The sequence below is a fragment of the Streptomyces sp. NPDC058092 genome (genome assembly GCF_042884935.1).
Classification (GTDB): Bacteria; Actinomycetota; Actinomycetes; order Streptomycetales; family Streptomycetaceae; genus Streptomyces.
Map to the genome: position 1 here is coordinate 140,377 of NZ_JBHVSY010000002.1, position 16,212 is coordinate 156,588.

At 68.8% G+C, this 16,212-nt stretch carries 13 protein-coding genes and 1 tRNA gene; 8 read left to right on the forward strand and 6 right to left on the reverse strand.

The window, feature by feature from the left end; all coding sequences use genetic code 11:
• The 5 genes from ACFVV1_RS04360 to ACFVV1_RS04380 all read left to right on the forward strand — a co-directional run bounded on the left by ACFVV1_RS04360 (position 1) and on the right by ACFVV1_RS04380 (position 7,117).
• Positions 1-1,944: a copper resistance CopC/CopD family protein gene (locus ACFVV1_RS04360; RefSeq protein WP_389984270.1), complete on the forward strand. Its 1,944-nt coding sequence runs from the start codon at positions 1-3 to the stop codon at positions 1,942-1,944.
• A gap of 191 nt (positions 1,945-2,135) precedes the next feature.
• Entirely contained in the window at positions 2,136-3,380 is a 1,245-nt protein-coding gene (gene efeB / locus ACFVV1_RS04365; RefSeq protein ID WP_389985119.1) for an iron uptake transporter deferrochelatase/peroxidase subunit, read from the forward strand.
• 27 nt (positions 3,381-3,407) lie between these two features.
• Positions 3,408-4,343 (forward strand): prephenate dehydratase, encoded by a 936-nt coding sequence (pheA, locus tag ACFVV1_RS04370; RefSeq protein WP_389984272.1) that lies wholly within the window; start codon positions 3,408-3,410, stop codon positions 4,341-4,343.
• A gap of 690 nt (positions 4,344-5,033) precedes the next feature.
• Positions 5,034-6,323, forward strand: coding sequence for a serine--tRNA ligase (serS, locus tag ACFVV1_RS04375; RefSeq protein WP_389984274.1), 1,290 nt, complete (start codon positions 5,034-5,036; stop codon positions 6,321-6,323).
• Positions 6,320-7,117 carry an HAD family hydrolase gene (locus ACFVV1_RS04380; protein ID WP_389984276.1) on the forward strand — a complete coding sequence of 266 codons (798 nt, stop codon included), beginning with the start codon at positions 6,320-6,322 and terminating at the stop codon, positions 7,115-7,117. Before serS ends, ACFVV1_RS04380 begins: the two co-directional genes overlap by 4 nt.
• A 123-nt stretch (positions 7,118-7,240) precedes the next feature.
• Here the strand turns inward: ACFVV1_RS04380 and ACFVV1_RS04385 are convergent.
• The 6 genes from ACFVV1_RS04385 to ACFVV1_RS04410 form a co-directional block, all read right to left on the reverse strand.
• Positions 7,241-7,328: transfer RNA gene (locus ACFVV1_RS04385), tRNA-Ser, on the reverse strand.
• 310 nt (positions 7,329-7,638) lie between these two features.
• A complete protein-coding gene (locus ACFVV1_RS04390) occupies positions 7,639-8,337 on the reverse strand; it encodes a hypothetical protein (protein ID WP_389985122.1) in 699 nt (232 codons plus the stop codon).
• A gap of 351 nt (positions 8,338-8,688) precedes the next feature.
• Positions 8,689-9,408, reverse strand: a complete 720-nt coding sequence (locus tag ACFVV1_RS04395; protein WP_389984279.1) for an ABC transporter permease — start codon at positions 9,406-9,408, stop codon at positions 8,689-8,691.
• 30 nt (positions 9,409-9,438) lie between these two features.
• Entirely contained in the window at positions 9,439-10,350 is a 912-nt protein-coding gene (locus tag ACFVV1_RS04400) for an ABC transporter ATP-binding protein (protein WP_389984282.1), read from the reverse strand.
• On the reverse strand, positions 10,347-11,255 hold the full coding sequence (locus ACFVV1_RS04405; RefSeq protein ID WP_389984285.1) for an ABC transporter permease: 909 nt from the start codon (positions 11,253-11,255) through the stop codon (positions 10,347-10,349). The genes ACFVV1_RS04400 and ACFVV1_RS04405 overlap by 4 nt, the downstream gene beginning before the upstream one ends.
• Complete coding sequence (locus ACFVV1_RS04410) at positions 11,255-12,340, reverse strand: ABC transporter ATP-binding protein (RefSeq protein WP_389984288.1); 1,086 nt, start codon at positions 12,338-12,340, stop codon at positions 11,255-11,257. Before ACFVV1_RS04410 ends, ACFVV1_RS04405 begins: the two co-directional genes overlap by 1 nt.
• 229 nt (positions 12,341-12,569) lie before the next feature.
• On the opposite strand from ACFVV1_RS04410, the gene ACFVV1_RS04415 reads away from it, so the two are divergent.
• Genes ACFVV1_RS04415 through ACFVV1_RS04425 form a run of 3 tightly spaced genes read left to right on the forward strand, consistent with a single transcriptional unit; the run spans position 12,570 to position 16,161 of the window.
• Positions 12,570-13,421, forward strand: a complete 852-nt coding sequence (locus ACFVV1_RS04415) for a M24 family metallopeptidase (protein WP_389984291.1) — start codon at positions 12,570-12,572, stop codon at positions 13,419-13,421.
• Positions 13,418-15,190 carry an SDR family oxidoreductase gene (locus ACFVV1_RS04420; RefSeq protein ID WP_389984294.1) on the forward strand — a complete coding sequence of 591 codons (1,773 nt, stop codon included), beginning with the start codon at positions 13,418-13,420 and terminating at the stop codon, positions 15,188-15,190. The genes ACFVV1_RS04415 and ACFVV1_RS04420 overlap by 4 nt, the downstream gene beginning before the upstream one ends.
• The gene (locus tag ACFVV1_RS04425) at positions 15,187-16,161 is read left to right on the forward strand and encodes a MerR family transcriptional regulator (protein ID WP_389984297.1); all 975 of its coding nucleotides are present in this window, start codon (positions 15,187-15,189) and stop codon (positions 16,159-16,161) included. The genes ACFVV1_RS04420 and ACFVV1_RS04425 overlap by 4 nt, the downstream gene beginning before the upstream one ends.
• The last annotated feature ends 51 nt before the right edge of the window (positions 16,162-16,212 follow it).

Genomic DNA, 16,212 nt, shown 5'->3' on the forward strand with positions numbered 1-16,212 from the left:
ATGACAGCCGCCACCGCCCCGCACTTCGGACCGCCCCCGGCCGCTCCCGCACTGCGCCGGCCGCTCGCCGCGGCCGCACTCCTCGCCGCCCTTGTCGGCATGGTGTTCGGCCTGCTGCTGGGGGGCGCGGGCCCCGCGTCCGCGCATGCCGCACTCACCGGGAGCGATCCGCAGGACGGGGCGGTGGTCGGCACCGCGCCCAAGCAGGTCACGCTCACCTTCTCCGAACAGGTCGCCATGAGCGACAGTTCCGTCAGAGTCCTGGACCCCGACGGCAAACGCGCCGACACCGGCGCCGCACCACGTGATCTGCAGAGCGGCTCCACCGTGAAGTACGGGGTTTCGCTGCACAGCGGACTGCCCGACGGCACGTACACCGTCGCCTGGCAGGCCGTCTCCGCGGACAGCCACCCCGTCTCGGGCGCCTTCACCTTCTCCATCGGAGCCCCCTCCAAGACCACCGTCGCCCTCCCCACGGACGAGGCCGGGGGCGGCCTCGTCGGCACCCTCTACGGCATCGCGCGCTACGCCGCGTACGCCGGTTTCATCCTGCTGGCCGGGGGCGCGGCCTTCGTGCTGGCCTGCTGGCAGCGCGGGGCCGGCGCACGCCCGCTGCAACGCCTGGTCGTACGCGGCTGGATGACCCTCACCGTGGCCACCCTGGCCATGCTGCTCCTGCGCAACCCGTACACCGGTTCCGGGAAACTGGCGGACGCCTTCGACCTCGACGGCCTGAAGGCCGTGCTCGACACCAAGCCCGGGGCGGCGCTCGTATCCCGGCTGCTGCTGCTCGGCGCTTCCGCGCTCTTCATCGCCGTGCTGTTCGGGGCGTACGCGAAGCGTGAGGACGAGCGCGAGAAGAAGGACCTCACCTTCGGACTGGCCATCGGCGGCACCGTGATCGCCGCCGGGATCGCCGGGACCTGGGCGCTCGCCGAACACGCCTCGACCGGGATCCAGCCCGGCATCGCCATGCCGGTCGACGTGCTGCACCTGCTGGCCGTCGCCGCCTGGCTGGGCGGGCTGACGGCCCTGCTCGTCGCGCTGTACCGGACGCCGGACATCGGAGCGGCGGCCGTACGGCGCTTCTCCCGCGTCGCGTTCGGCAGCGTGCTCGTGCTCGCCGCCACCGGGATCTACCAGTCCTGGCGCCAGGTCGGCACCTGGTCCGCGCTGACCGGCACCGGCTACGGGCAACTGCTGCTCGTGAAGGTGGGGCTCGTCGCCGTCCTGATCGGGATCGCCTGGATTTCGCGCCGCTGGACCGCACGAATGGTCACGAACGGAGCCGACGCGGTGGGAGCGGAGGCCGAAGTCGCAGTCGAGGAGTCCCGGACCCCGGCCACGCCGTCGTCCGCCGTCGAGGACCCCGCGCGGGCGGCGCAACTCGCCCGGCAGAGGGCCGCCGTGGCCACCGCCGAGAAGAAGCGGGTCCGCGATGCCGACCCCGACCGGTCCGGGCTGCGCCGCTCGGTGCTGGCGGAAGTCGGGGTCGCCGTGGCGCTGTTGGCCGTGACGACCGTACTGACCTCGACCGAGCCGGGACGTACCGAGGAAGAAGCGGCCCGCAGTTCGACGGCGGCATCCGCCCCGGCAGCCGAAGGCCCGGTCACTTCGACGCTGCCCTTCGATACGGGCGGCAAGAACGGCAAGGGAACGGTACGGATGGACATCGACCCCGCCCGTACAGGCACCAATGAGATCCACCTCTGGGTCGACAGCACCGACGGCAAGGCCATGGACGTCCCCGAACTGAAGCTCGCCTTCACTCTGGAGTCCAAGGACATCGGCCCGCTTCCCGTCACCCCCGTCCGGCTCGCCGAGGGCCACTGGACCGCGAGCGGCGTCCAGATCCCGATGGCGGGCAACTGGAGGGTCGCGGTGACCGTGCGTACGTCGGACATCGATCAGACGACCATCGACAAGAACGTGAAGATCGGCTGAGCAGCATCGTGAGTGGAAACAGCGGAATCAGCGGAATCAGCGGAGCAGGCGGAAACAGCCGCAGAACCTCCTACGGCAGCAGGAAGACCTCCGCAGGCAAAGCGAAGTCCTCCGCGAACAGCAGGGACTCCACCGGCAACGGCAAGCCCTCCGCCGACGGCACGGACGGCGGAGCCCCGGGCAGCGGTGTCATCTCCCGGCGGCGGCTGCTCGGCAGCGCCGGCGCGGCCGGTGCGACCGGGCTGGTCCTGGGAGTGGCGGGCGGTGCGACCGGCTATGCCGCGACCAGGCCCGACGAGCCGACCGCGCTGACCGCGGTCGGCTCCACCCAGGTGATGTTTCACGGGAAACATCAACCGGGGATCACCACTCCGCTTCAGGCACGCGGCCATCTCGTCGCCTTCGATCTGGCGCCCGGCGCGGGACGGAAGGAAGCGGCTGCCCTGATGCGCCGATGGTCGGCCGTGGCCGGGCGGCTGATGGCCGGCGAACCCGCCGGCAGCGGCGCTGCGGACGGCGCGGCCCATGACACCGGGATCGCGCTGGATGCCGGACCGTCCTCGCTGACCGTCACCTTCGGATTCGGCCGCACCTTCTTCGAACGCACGGGCCTGGTCGGCCACCGGCCACCGGGGCTCGACCCGCTGCCGCCGTTCTCCTCCGACCATGTCGACGCCAAGCGCTCCGACGGTGACCTCTGGGTACAGATCGGCGCCGACGACGCCCTCGTGGCCTTCCACGCGCTGCGTGCCGTGCAGAAGGAGGCCGCCCCCGCCGCCAGGGTCCGCTGGCAGATGAACGGCTTCAACCGCAGCCCCGGCGCCACCGCGCGGCCGATGACCGCCCGCAATCTGATGGGCCAGATCGACGGCACCGGCAACCCCGAGCCCGCCGAGAGCGACTTCGACCGGCGCATCTTCGTCCCGGACGGGACGGACAAGAAGTACGACTGGCTGGCCGGCGGCTCGTACGCCGTCGTACGCCGGATCAGGATGCTGCTCGACGACTGGGAGAAGCTCCCGGTGGAACGGCAGGAACAGGTCATAGGACGCCGCAAGAAGGACGGCGCTCCGCTGAGCGGCGGCACCGAGACCACCGCGATGGACCTCGACAAGGCCGGCCCCGACGGCAAGCTCCTGATCCCGGACAACGCCCACGCCCGGATCTCCTCCCCCGAGAAGAACGGCGGCGCGGCCATGCTGCGGCGCCCCTTCTCGTACCACGACGGCATCGCGGTGGACGGCACGCCGGACGCGGGGCTGCTGTTCATCTGCTGGCAGGCGGATCCGCTGCGGGGGTTCGTTCCGGTGCAGCGCAAGCTGGACCGGGGCGATGCCCTGTCGCCGTTCGTCCGGCACGAGGCCAGCGGCCTGTTCGCGGTGCCGGGCGGTGCGGCGGACGGCGAGTACGTGGGGCAGCGGCTCCTGGAGTCCTGAGCGGCCGGGGCGCATTAGGGTGACGGTATGTCCGCCACGCGCTACGCATATCTCGGCCCCGAAGGCACCTTCACCGAGGTCGCCCTCCGTACGCTCCCGGAAGCCGCCACCCGCGAACTCGTCCCTATGGTCTCCGTACCGGTGGCTCTGGACGCGGTGCGCAACGGCGAGGCCGCGGCAGCGCTCGTACCGATCGAGAACTCGGTGGAAGGCGGCATCACAGCGACGCTCGACGAGCTGACCACCGGCGAACCGCTGATGATCTACCGCGAGGTGCTGCTCTCCATCACCTTCGCGCTGCTGGTGCGGCCCGGTACCAAGCTGTCGGACATCAAGTCCGTCACCGCGCACCCGGCCGCGCAGCCGCAGGTGCGCAACTGGATGGCCGCCCATCTCCCGGACGCCGTGTGGGAGTCCGCGGCCTCCAACGCCGATGGCGCCCGGCTGGTGCAGGAGGGGCGGTACGACGCCGCCTTCGCCGGTGAGTTCGCTGCGGCGACCTACGGTCTCGAACCGCTGGTGACCGAGATCCATGACGCGGTGAACGCGCAGACCCGGTTCGTCCTGGTGGGTCGCCCGGCCCGGCCGGCGGCGCCGACGGGTGCGGACAAGACGTCGGTGGTCATCTGGCTGGGCGAGGACCACCCCGGCGCGCTGCTCGAACTGCTCCAGGAGTTCGCGGTGCGCGGGGTGAACCTGATGCTGATCCAGTCGCGGCCGACGGGGGCCGGAATCGGGAACTACTGCTTCGCGGTGGACGCCGAGGGGCACATCGCGGACCGCCGGGTCGGCGAGGCGTTGATGGGGCTGAAGCGGATCTGCCCGAAGGTGCGGTTCCTCGGGTCGTACCCACGGGCCGGGGTGGCGCGCGAGGACGTACGGCCGCTGCGGGCGGGTACGTCGGACGCGGAGTTCACCGAGGCCTCCGACTGGCTGGCCCGCAATCTGGACGGCCGGGGCTGACGGTCCGGCCGTACGGGACCGCCCGTACGCACCACCAGTACCGCGGCGCGTCCGCACAGCCACCAGTACTATCTGCCGATCTGCGAATCCGCCGATCCGTTCTGCCGATTCTCGGTATCCACAGAGTTATCCACAGGGGTGGTTCTCGACCTGGGGACAAGTCGACACTCGCCGGCGCACCAATGCGGCATGGTCGACATATCACCCCAGTTGCCCCAGATGCATCCACAGGCCGACAGGCCACGCAGGCCGCCCCGTGTCACCCCAATTCCGTTGATCAACTCTTCAGGATGGAGAATTCCCACCCGAACGAGCGTCTGAAGTGGGTTTGAACGGGTAATCCGTGAGTCCTGAAGCGACTTTCGGAACGATCTCCTCCGGCATCCACAACTCTTCTTCACAGCCTGTGGATAACTTCAAGAAGTGCCCATACCTGTGGACAAGTAAGCGTCAACTCCCCTTCCAGGCACGGCAGATGCGTCAAGGCAGCTGACACCTTCCGCCCCTTTTAGGGGAATAGACTCTTTTTTATTGACAGCCGAGAACGGTCGGGATCGGCCGCGCTCGATCAGGATCAAGTCCGCCCAACGCAATACCCGCCAGCATTACCAATTCAGGCAATTCGGGCAAAATGACACGCTTGGCAATATCGGTTCGAGCTGGAGAAGCACACACCGGTAGCCTGGAGGGGTGATTGACCTTCGCCTGCTCCGTGAGGACCCCGACCGTGTTCGCGCCTCCCAGCGCGCCCGTGGAGAGGACGTCGCGCTCGTCGACGCCCTTCTCTCCGCCGACGAGCGGCGCAGGTCGTCCGGTGTCCGCTTCGACGAACTCCGCTCCGAGCAGAAGGCGCTCGGCAAGCTCATCCCCAAGGCTTCGCCCGAGGAGCGCGCCGAGCTCCTGAAGAAGGCCGAACAGCTGAAGGCCGACGTCAAGGCGGCCGACTCGGCACAGGACGAGGCCGACGCAGAGGCCAGGCGCCTGATGCTCCAGCTCGGCAACATCGTCCACGAGGACGTGCCGATCGGCGGCGAGGAGGACTTCGTCGTCCTGGAGACGCATGGCACGATCCGTGACTTCGGTGCCGAGGGCTTCGAGCCCAAGGACCACCTGGAGCTCGGCGAGATGCTCGGCGCCATCGACATGGAACGTGGCGCCAAGGTCTCCGGTTCGCGCTTCTACTACCTGACGGGTGTCGGCGCGCTGCTGGAGCTCGCCCTCGTCAACGCGGCGATCGCGCAGGCCACCGAGGCCGGATTCGTCCCGATGCTGACGCCGGCGCTGGTCCGCCCGCGCGCCATGGAAGGCACCGGCTTCCTCGGCCAGGCCGCGGAGAACGTGTACCACCTGGAGAAGGACGACTACTACCTGGTCGGCACCTCCGAGGTCCCGCTCGCCGCTTACCACATGGACGAGATCATCGAGGCCGACAAGCTGCCGCTGCGGTACGCGGGCTTCTCGCCGTGCTTCCGCCGCGAGGCCGGTACGTACGGCAAGGACACCCGAGGCATCTTCCGCGTCCACCAGTTCGACAAGGTCGAGATGTTCTCGTACGTCGACCCGGCGGACGCCGAGGCCGAGCACCGCAGGCTCCTGGACTGGGAGAAGCAGTGGCTCACCGCTCTTGAGCTGCCCTTCCAGGTGATCGACGTCGCCACCGGCGATCTGGGGGCCTCGGCCTCCCGGAAGTTCGACTGCGAGGCGTGGATCCCGACGCAGGGCAAGTACCGCGAGCTGACGTCAGCATCGAACTGCGACAGCTTCCAGGCACGCCGCCTGTCCGTCCGGATGCGCGAAACCCGCGACGGCAAGAAGGTTCTCCAGCCGCTGGCCACGCTGAACGGCACGCTCTGCGCCGTACCGCGCACGATCGTGGCGATCCTGGAGAACCACCAGCTGGCCGACGGATCGGTGCGGGTGCCGGAGGTCCTCCGGCCGTACCTGGGCGGGCGCGAGGTTCTGGAACCGGTCGCCAAGTGACCTTTCCGTACAAGCTCATCGCGACCGATCTCGACGGCACGCTGCTGCGTAACGACGACACGGTCTCGGAGCGCACCCGTGCGGCGCTGGCCGCGGTCACCGCGGCCGGTGCCGCACACATCATCGTCACCGGCCGCGCGGTCCCGTGGACCCGGCACATCCTGGACGACCTGCACTACGAGGGGCTCGCGGTCTGCGGCCAGGGCGCGCAGGTCTACCACGCGGGCGAACGCAAGCTGCTGACCTCGCTGACGCTGGACCGGCAGCTCGCCGGTCTCGCGCTGTCCAAGGTCGAGGCCGAGGTCGGCCCGTTGGCACTGGCGGCGAGCCGCGACGGGCTCGACGGCGATGTGCTGGTCGGCCCCGGCTACCGCGTACAGGAAGGCCACCTTCCGGCCGTCTTCGCCGAGGACCCGGCCGAGTTGTGGTCGGCCCCCCTGAACAAGGTGTACATCCAGCATCCCGATCTCGACGACGACGCACTGGCGAAGGCCGCGCGAGCGGCTGTCGGGAACCTGGTGGATGTGGTCATGGCCGGTCCGGGCGTGGTGGAGATCCTGCCGCTGGGGCTGAGCAAGGCGACCGGACTCTCGCTGGCCGCGCGTCGGCTGGGCGTGACGGCCGCGGACACCCTGGCTTTCGGAGACATGCCGAACGACATCCCGATGTTCGCCTGGGCGCAGCGGGGCGTCGCGATGGCCAACGCGCATGAGGACCTGAAGGCCGTTGCCCAGGAGATCACCGCTTCCAACGAGGACGACGGCATCGCTGTGGTGCTGGAGCAGTTGCTGTAGCCGTACGGGTACGCGTACGGGTTTCGAGTACGGCCTGGGCGGCAGGACCAGCTGCTCCGATCCCACCGCTGCCCACACCAGTGGCCGTACCCGTACCGGTACCCGTACTCGACGGCGCTGCTGCGGAGGATGCGCGGATCGAACGCGCGCGGGGTTCACCGCCCCGACGACGGCTTAGCAAGCCGCTGCCTTACCACTCGGCCAATCCTCCGGGAGGGCGGCCGCGCGATGCGCAGAGAAAGCCGCCCCGGGCGTCCTGCTCCGATCGGCACGGCGGAGTCGTCGGTGACTACTCCGGTGCCGGCTCGGGCCCGCCCTGCTGGGAACTCGACGGACTCGGACTCTCGGTCATCGTCGCGCTCCTCTCCCGGTCTGTGGAGTGCATGTCGGCTCGTGGACGATCCTGTCGGGGCGTTCTGCACCGACTTCGGCCTGTGCTGCACCAACTACTGTGCCCGGCGCGGTCCTTCGGTGCCACCCATTTTCCGGGCAGCACCGAAGGACCGCGAACACCCGTCGGGTCACCGCTGCTTGTTGCTGCGGCGGCTCAGATCCTTCAGGTGGCGGGCGAGATCATCCATCCTGCCGTCGATACGGACGAGGTCCTCGGACACGTGCCCCAGCCGCACGCTCATGGCGCCGACGACCTGATGTGTGACGTCCAGCCTCCGGTCGAGGCTGTCGAGCCGGAGCGACATCCGGTTGAGGACGGGCCCGAGCTCCTGAAGTGCGCTGCCCACCCCGGCGAGGCAGCTCTCGACCCGGGTGACGCGGTGTTCGAGCGAGGCGTAGCCCGCGCGCAGGTCCTGCTCGGCGTCGAGCAGATACGTGCGGACGCATCGGGCGATGTCGCTGTCGCGAAGAAGCATCGCAACGTTGAGCACGGTCCTGCGGGTGTAGAGCCGAAGCTGGGTCGCCGCCTGTGGATAACTTTCCGGCGCCTGGCCCGCCCATAGCGACACCATGTCGCTATGGAAGGAGCGCAGCTCAGCGCCTCGGAGCACGCGCATCCCGTTTTCCACGAGCTCGTCCTGATGGCGGTCGGTGAGCCTCCTGACAGCAGTTGTGGATACTTCGAAGTAACGAGCCACGTCCTCTGTGCGAAGGTGAATTCCGTCCGGGAGCATGACAAGGCTCTTGACCTTGTCGAGGACATCGACGCGCCCCATCTGCTCGACGCGCAGCGCACGCGATTCGAGCAGGGCTACTTCCGTGGGCATGGGCATGCCTTCCGATCGTGAAACCGACGTTGCACAGCCCTGTCCCGGGCCTGAGGGGCGGAGGACGCTCACGGTTGCCACTCACTCGATGACCGACCCGGCGGGGCACCCTCTCGCCGGCATCGGCAATCCCTGTTTCACGAAAGCTACGACGCCACGGATTCCAGTTGCCTCCACGCACCCTGCTCAACGAACCGATAACCGTACAGTTACGCGTACTACTGTCCGAAATGCGTCAACCCCCGCCCTGAAGGCGAGGGTTGACGAGGGCGGCAGTGACCGGAACAGAACACAGGGGGAGGTGTCCGGAAGGAAGTGTCCGGAGGGGAACCCCCGGTCACTTCTCCCCGGTCACTCTTCCCCGGCCAGCTTCAGCGCACGCAGCTTCTGCCCCGCGTACCAGGTCGCCACGACCGTGACCGCCGCCAGCAGGACGGTCGCGACCGGCAGCCCGACGTCGGAGGTGATCGTGCCTGCCCCGCCGACCTTCTCGGCGACCGCGAGGGACCACTGCTGCACGCTGAGCGTGCGCGCCCCCGGCACCAGGGAGCCGAACAGCGCCTCCCACACCAGGGCGTAGACGAGGCCGAAGACGACCGCGTGCCTGCTGACGGTGCCCAGCAGCAGGAACAGCGAGCTGTACGCGATCGAGGCGACCAGTGCGGCGATGGTGTACGCCACCGCGATCTGCTGGCCGTTGCCGTTGAGGATCAGTCCCGCGATCAGCGTGGGCAGCGCGGAGAAGACCATCGTGACGGCGATGGCCACGATCAGCTTGGTGAAGATGATCGTCGGCCGCTTCACCGGCTTGGCCAGCAGATAGACGATCGATCCGTCGTCGATCTCGGGACCGATGGCTCCGGTTCCGGCGATCACGCCGATCAGCGGCACCATCGTGGCGATGGCGAAGCCGCCCAGCACATCCGAGGCGACCTGGTCATCGGCTCCGGCGAACGTCCGTACCGCGACGGCGATGATCACCAGCAGGGCCGGCAGGACGAAGAGGATGGCGGCCCGGCGCCGGCCGAGCAGGGCCCGGTAGGTGAGCCGGGCGACTGTGGGGTCGTACATGACGCTTCACAGCTCCTTTCAGGCCACTACTCAGGCCGCTACGAGATAGGAAAAGACCGATTCGAGGGACTCGTCGGACGGCGAAACGGTCAGAAGGCGAATTCCGTGTTCCCGTGCGACCTTCGGCAGCAGCTCGGTGAAGCGTCCGAAGTCGACCGCCTGGATACGCAGGGCCTGTTCGCCCAGGTCCACCTCGATACCGGCCGTCGACGGGTCGGCGATGAGCGCGGCGGCGAGCGCGCGGTCGTCGCTGGAACGTACGAGATAGCGATGCGGGCGGTCCGTCATCAGCCGGCGGATCTTCCGGAAGTCACCGGACGCCGCATGCCGTCCCGCCACGATCACCTCGATGTGCGAGGCGAGTTGTTCGACCTCTTCGAGGATGTGGGAGGAGAAGAGCACCGTACGGCCCTCGGCCCCCATGCGTCGCAGCAGCTCCATCAGCTGCATCCGCTGGCGCGGGTCCATCCCGTTGAACGGCTCGTCGAGCAGAAGTACCGACGGTTCGTGGACCAGGGCGGACGCCATCTTGACGCGCTGGCGCATGCCCTTGCTGTACGTCGAGATCTTGCGGTCCTGCGCGTACTCCATCTCGACCGTGGCCAGCGCCTTCTGCGCCTCCGCGTCACCCAGCCCCTGCAACTCGGCATTGGCGACGACGAATTCGCGGCCGGTCAGGAAGTCGTACATCCCTTCCCGCTCGGGCACGATCCCGATCTCCTTGTACACCGCTTCGTTGCGCCAGATCGTCTGGCCGTCGAGCGTGACGGTGCCCGTCGAAGGGGCGAGGAAGCCGGCCATCATGTTGATCAGCGTGGACTTCCCCGCGCCGTTGGGGCCGAGCAGCCCGGTGACGCCCGGGCCCACCGTCATGCTCACGTCGTTGACGGCGACCACATTGCCGAACCAGCGCGAGGTGTGGTCGATCTCGATGGTGGTCACAGCCCGACCCTCCGGTAGCGGCGCATCAGTACGGCGTACGAGCCGGCGACGAGCGCGAGAACAACGATCAGATAGACCACGCCGGCTCCGGCCCCCGGGCCTTCCCCGCCGGGGAAGGCCGAATTGGCTCCGAGGAACGCGGTCTGCACACCGTCGATCAGCGTGATGGGGGAGAAGAGCCCCAGCCACTCGATGGCCCCGGCGGAATCCGTCTGCCAGGCGATGGCCTGGACCGTGGAGACTGCGCCGTAGGAGATGGTCAGCACGGCGATCACCGCGGCGACACCGAAACCGCGGCGCGGTGTCAGCGCGGCCATCACCAGCCCCAGGCCGGCGAAGAGCACGGAGAGCAGCGCCACCGACACCATCCCCTGTCCGAACCCCTTGGTCTGGTCGACGAAGTCGAACTTCCCGAGCAGCGCGCCCGCATAGAGGATGACGAGCGGCGCCCCGGTGAGGATGAAGAGCGCGGACGCCATGGCCGCCAGCTTCGCGACGACATAGTCGACCCGCTCGATCGGCCGTGAGAAATACAGCGGCACGCTCTTGAAACGCAGGTCCCGGGAGACCGACTGAGGTGCTTGCGCGGCGAGGAAGAGGCCGATGACGGCCTGCAGATAGATCGCGTACGCCGTGTACTTGATCGGCAGGGCCGTGCTCCCCGGGGTGGCGATGGCGACGGCGACGATGATCGCCGCAATCATGCACATCACACCGAAGAGCAGCATCGGCAGCACCTTGGACTTGGCGGACCGCCCCAGTCCGAAGGAACCTCGCAGGGACTGCGAGTAGAGCGAGCGCCGCGCATAGCCGCGGCCCAGCCGCGCGCCGTCGTAGGAGCGGTACCCGATGTTGTGGATCCGGGAGGTCTCGCTCCCGCTCACGGCCCCGGTCTCAGTGCTCATCACCGACCGCTCCCCTTCTGCTGTACGGCCCCGACGACCGCGGGCGCGGTCTGTGCCACGGCTGCGGCCTGCGGTTCCCCTTCGGTACGGAAGACCTCGGCAATGTGGTGACGCCGCTGCTCCATCCGTACGAGACCGAGTCCGAGCCCGGCGACGCTGTCACGCACGATGTCGTACGTCTCCTCGCCGGTTGCCTCGATCAGCAGGATGTGGCCCGCACCAGGCAGCCCCTGCCCGTCGAGACCGTCGTGGCCCACGAGCTTGACGCCGGCCCCGGTGAGGGCCTGGCGCAGCGCGTCGGTGCCGTCCGGGTGGGTGTCGCTGTCGGTGACCTCGACCGCGAGGGTCGTGGTGGTCTGGGTGAAGTCGCTGGTGGAACTGGAGCGCAGCAGTGTGCCGCCGTCGATGACGACGACATGGTCACAGGTGCGTTCCAGCTCGCCCAGGAGGTGCGAGGTGACCAGGACCGAGATGCCGAAGTCCGTGTATACGCGGCGGATCAGCCCCAGCATCTCGTCGCGGCCGACCGGGTCCAGGCCGTTGGTCGGCTCGTCGAGCAGAACCAGCTGCGGGTCGTGGACCAGCGCCTGGGCCAGTTTCACGCGCTGCTTCATGCCGGTCGAGTAGCCGCCGATGGGGCGGTAGCGCTCTTCGTACAGACCGACGTGGCGCAGTGTGTCGGCGGTGCGCTCGCGCGCCGCCGTCGGTGGCAGTCCGGACATCCGCGCCATGTGGACGACGAACTCGGTGGCCGAGACGTCCGGTGGCAGGCAGTCGTGCTCGGGCATGTAGCCGACCCGTTCCCGGATGGCGGCGCCACTGGTGGCGACGTCGAGCCCAAGCACCGCGGCCCGGCCTTCGGTCGCGGGGGACAGACCCAGCAGGATCTTGATCAATGTGGACTTGCCGGCCCCGTTGGAACCCACCAGGCCGGTTACACCGGGCCCGATGTCCAAGGAGAGCCGGTCAAGCGCGGTTACCCGGGGGAACCGCTTGCTCAGGCTTTCGGTCGCGATCACAGTCACGTCTTCGAAGATAGTGGCGTGGGCCACAGCGGACGTCAGCCCAGGCGGCTGGATCCGCATCAGACTCCAGGCGTACGGACCCGTAGGGGGCCACCACAAGGGAGGAGTTCCGGAGTCGGGGGCAGAGGCCGGAGTCGGGGGCGGGGCGGGGGCGGGGCCGGAGTCGGGGCGGGGCCGGGAGTTGTCCACAGGTCTCCGCACACCCCTTGACGTAGTCGCCGGACATTGTCACATTCATCAGTGTCACGTTACGGACACGTACCGCACACGGCAGGGAACGGGCGGTGGCATGACCTCGGCAGTGAAGGACGAACAGGCCCCGGAGCTGCGGGGGTTCAGAGAGGTGCAGCGTCTCGCGTACGACTGCGCAGAGGAGGTCGCCGCCCGGCTCCGGCCGGGGGTGACCGAGCGCGAGGCGGCCCGGATGCAGCACGACTGGCTGCGCGAGCGCGGGGTGCGGGACTGGTTCCACCTACCCTTCGCCTGGTTCGGGGACCGCACGGCCTTCGCCGGCTTCAAGGTGCCCCTGCAGTTCTTCCCGACCCATCGGAAGCTGGAGCCGGGGATGCCGTTCATCCTCGACATGGCCCCGGTGTCCAAGGGCTTCACGGCGGACATCGGCTACTCCGGCTGCCTCGGGCTCAGCCCGCTGCACGACAAGCTCCTGGCCGATCTGGAAGTCCACCGCGAGCTGATTCTGCGCGAGGTGCGGGAGCGGCGTCCGCTGCGCGAGATCTACGAGGACGTCGAACGTCTGATGATCAAGCAGGGGTACGCCAACAGACATCGCGCGTACCCCTTCGGCGTCATCGCGCACAAGGTCGGCAGCGTCACCGAGCGCCGCTGGTCCCCGCATGTGTTCGGCTTCGGCACCCAGTCACTCAAGGGACTGGTGAGCGACGCACTGCACGGACACCGGGACGGCTGGTCGCCGCTGTGGAGTCCGTACCGCTTCTCCGACCATCCGCCGCAGCCCGGGCTGTGGGCGGTCGAACCCCACCTCGGATTCCGGGGTACGGGCGCCAAGTTCGAGGAGATCCTGGTGGTCACCGACTCCAAGGACCCCGAACAGAGCGCCTTCTGGCTGGACGACGATCTGCCGCATGTGCGGCGCTGGGCCGAGGAGAGGGTGGCGGCATGAGTCTGCCGGGGGCGCGCGAGCGCCGGGTTCGTACGGGCGGAATCGAGCTGTGCGTCGCCGAGTTGGGTGACGAGTCACGGCCGACGATCGTCCTCGTCCACGGCTACCCGGACAGTAAGGAAGTCTGGACGGACGTGGCGAGGCAGCTGGCCGATCAGTGGCACGTCGTGCTGTACGACGTACGCGGGCACGGCCGGTCCACAGCACCGACGCCGCTGCGCGGCGGCTTCACCCTGGAGAAGCTCACCGATGACTTCCTGGCCGTCGTAGATGCGGTGAGTCCGGACCGGCCGGTGCATCTGGTAGGGCACGACTGGGGGTCGGTCCAGTCCTGGGAGTTCGCCACGGTCAAGCGGACCGAGGGCCGGATCGCCTCGTTCACCTCGATGTCCGGGCCCTCCCTGGACCACTTCGGCCACTGGATCAAGCAGCGGATGACCCGGCCCACCCCGCGCCGCGTCGGCCAGCTGCTGGGACAGGGCGCCAAGTCCTGGTACGTCTACATGCTGCATACGCCGGTCCTGCCCGAGCTCGCCTGGCGCGGCCCCCTCGGCAGGCAGTGGCCGCGGATCCTCCAGCGGCTGGAGAAGGTGCCCGCGGGCGACTATCCGACGTCCTCGCTGCCCAGCGATGCGGCGCACGGCGCCTGGCTCTACCGCGACAACGTCCGAACCCGGCTGCGCCGACCGCGTACCGACGCCTATGCGCATGTACCGGTCCAGCTGATCACACCGACCGGCGACATCTTCCTGTCGGAGAAGCTGTACGACCAACTGGAGCTGTGGGCCCCACAGTTGGTACGCCGCTCCCTGCCGGCAAAGCACTGGGTTCCGCGCACCAGACCGGACCAGCTCGCCTCCTGGATCAGCGAGTTCGTCGCCGCCAACGAGTCGGCGCGGGCGGACGGCCGACCGGTGCAGAACACCGCGCCGACCGGGGCGTACGCGGACCGGTTCGGCGGACAACTGGTCCTCGTGACGGGCGCGGCCGGGGGCATCGGCCGGGCCACCGCTTTCGCCTTCGCCGAGGCGGGTGCCCGAGTGGTGGCCGTGGACCGGGACGCGGAGGGGGCGGCCAGGACGGCGGAGATGGCCCGGCTGATCGGCTCCCCGGCCGCCTGGGGCGAAGCGGTCGACGTCAGCGACGAACAGGCGATGGAGAAGCTCGCCGAGAAGGTCGCCTGCGAGTACGGCATCGTCGACGTCCTGGTCAACAACGCCGGGATCGGCCTGTCCGGCTCCTTCCTGGAGACGACGAGCGAGGACTGGAAGAACGTCCTCGACGTCAATCTGTGGGGTGTCATCCACGGCTGCCGGATCTTCGGCAGGCAGATGGCCGAGCGCGGACAGGGCGGCCATATCGTCAACACGGCTTCCGCCGCCGCCTATCAGCCCTCCCGGGCGCTGCCCGCGTACAGCACCTCCAAGGCAGCCGTGCTGATGCTCAGCGAGTGCCTGCGGGCCGAGCTCGCCGACCGGTCGATCGGGGTCAGCGCGATCTGCCCCGGCATCGTCAACACGAACATCACCGCGACGACGCACTTCGCCGGTGCCGACGCCGAGGAGGAGAAGCGGCTGCGGAAGCGGACCAGCCGCTTGTACGGGCTCCGCAACTACCCGCCGGAGAAGGTGGCCGAAGCGATCCTCAAGGCGGTGGTGCACAACCAGGCCGTCGTGCCGGTGACGCCGGAGGCTCGCGGCGCCAGGTTCCTGTCCCGGTTCAGCCCCGGTGCGCTGCGCGGGATCGCCCGGCTGAAGCCGCCGCTGTGAACGGCCGCGGGCAGTCGGCGGCGGCCGGCCGGACCGCCGCCGGGTACCGGATCGAGGACCTGGCGCATGCGAGCGGCGCCACGGTCCGAACGATCCGCGCCTACCAGGACCGCGGCCTGCTGCCGACGCCGGAACGAAGCGGCCGGGCCAACGTCTACCGCGACACCCACCTCTCGCGGCTCCGGCAGATCGCCGATCTGCTGGATCGCGGCTACACCCTGGCCAGCATCAAGGAACTCCTGGAGGCCTGGGACACCGGCCGCGGCCTGGGCGGGGTGCTCGGGCTCGTCGCCGAGGTGCACGGCCCCTGGACGGACGAGCAGGCCGACCGGATCAGCCGGGCCGAGCTGAACAGCAGGTTCGGCGGCAGTCCGGACGACGAGGCGGTCGCCGAGGCGGTGGACCTCGGCGTGCTCGAACGCATCCCGGGGCGGAATGACGAGTTCCTGGTCCCGAGCCCGCAAGAGCTGGCTGTAGCGGTCGAGTTGCACGCCGCCGGCGTACCTCTCAGCGCAATCTCCGGTCATCTGAGGGAACTTCGCGACCAGGTCGAGCACATCGCCTCGCGGTTCCTGGAGTTCACCACCGAGCACGTCTTCGCGCGGTATCTCGGCCATCGCCCGCCGACGGACTCGGACGCGGCGGAAGCGGCCACGATGGTGCGCAAGCTGCGCCCGCTCGCCCAGCAGACGGTGGACGCCGAACTGGCGCGTGCGATGCGGATGTTCGCCACCCGGCATCTGCAACACCACCTCGGCGCGGACAGGCCGCTCACCTCGGAGTCCTCGCCATCCGCGACGTACCAGGTGGATCTGCCTTCGGAAACAATTCGGTCCGTACAACGCCTGGTTGGGTCGGAGAACGTGTCCGCCTTCGTCGCGGCAGCGGCGGAACGCGAGGTGCAATCAAGGACATTGGACGCACTTGCCTCACCCACTCGCGAAGTAAGGCACATTACCCACAACGGTTGATTCTTCACTGGCTTGTCCACAGAATTGCCAATTAGCCTGTGGATAACTTGA

Excerpts from the sequence above, each read along its gene's own strand:
- ACFVV1_RS04390 (WP_389985122.1), bottom strand. The coding sequence starts at position 8,337 with ATGCCCACGGAAGTAGCCCTGCTCGAATCGCGTGCGCTGCGCGTCGAG.
- ACFVV1_RS04420 (WP_389984294.1), top strand. The coding sequence starts at position 13,418 with ATGAGTCTGCCGGGGGCGCGCGAGCGCCGGGTTCGTACGGGCGGAATC.
- ACFVV1_RS04360 (WP_389984270.1), top strand. The coding sequence starts at position 1 with ATGACAGCCGCCACCGCCCCGCACTTCGGACCGCCCCCGGCCGCTCCC.
- ACFVV1_RS04410 (WP_389984288.1), bottom strand. The coding sequence starts at position 12,340 with ATGCGGATCCAGCCGCCTGGGCTGACGTCCGCTGTGGCCCACGCCACT.
- ACFVV1_RS04415 (WP_389984291.1), top strand. The coding sequence starts at position 12,570 with ATGACCTCGGCAGTGAAGGACGAACAGGCCCCGGAGCTGCGGGGGTTC.
- pheA (WP_389984272.1), top strand. The coding sequence starts at position 3,408 with ATGTCCGCCACGCGCTACGCATATCTCGGCCCCGAAGGCACCTTCACC.
- ACFVV1_RS04405 (WP_389984285.1), bottom strand. The coding sequence starts at position 11,255 with ATGAGCACTGAGACCGGGGCCGTGAGCGGGAGCGAGACCTCCCGGATC.
- ACFVV1_RS04395 (WP_389984279.1), bottom strand. The coding sequence starts at position 9,408 with ATGTACGACCCCACAGTCGCCCGGCTCACCTACCGGGCCCTGCTCGGC.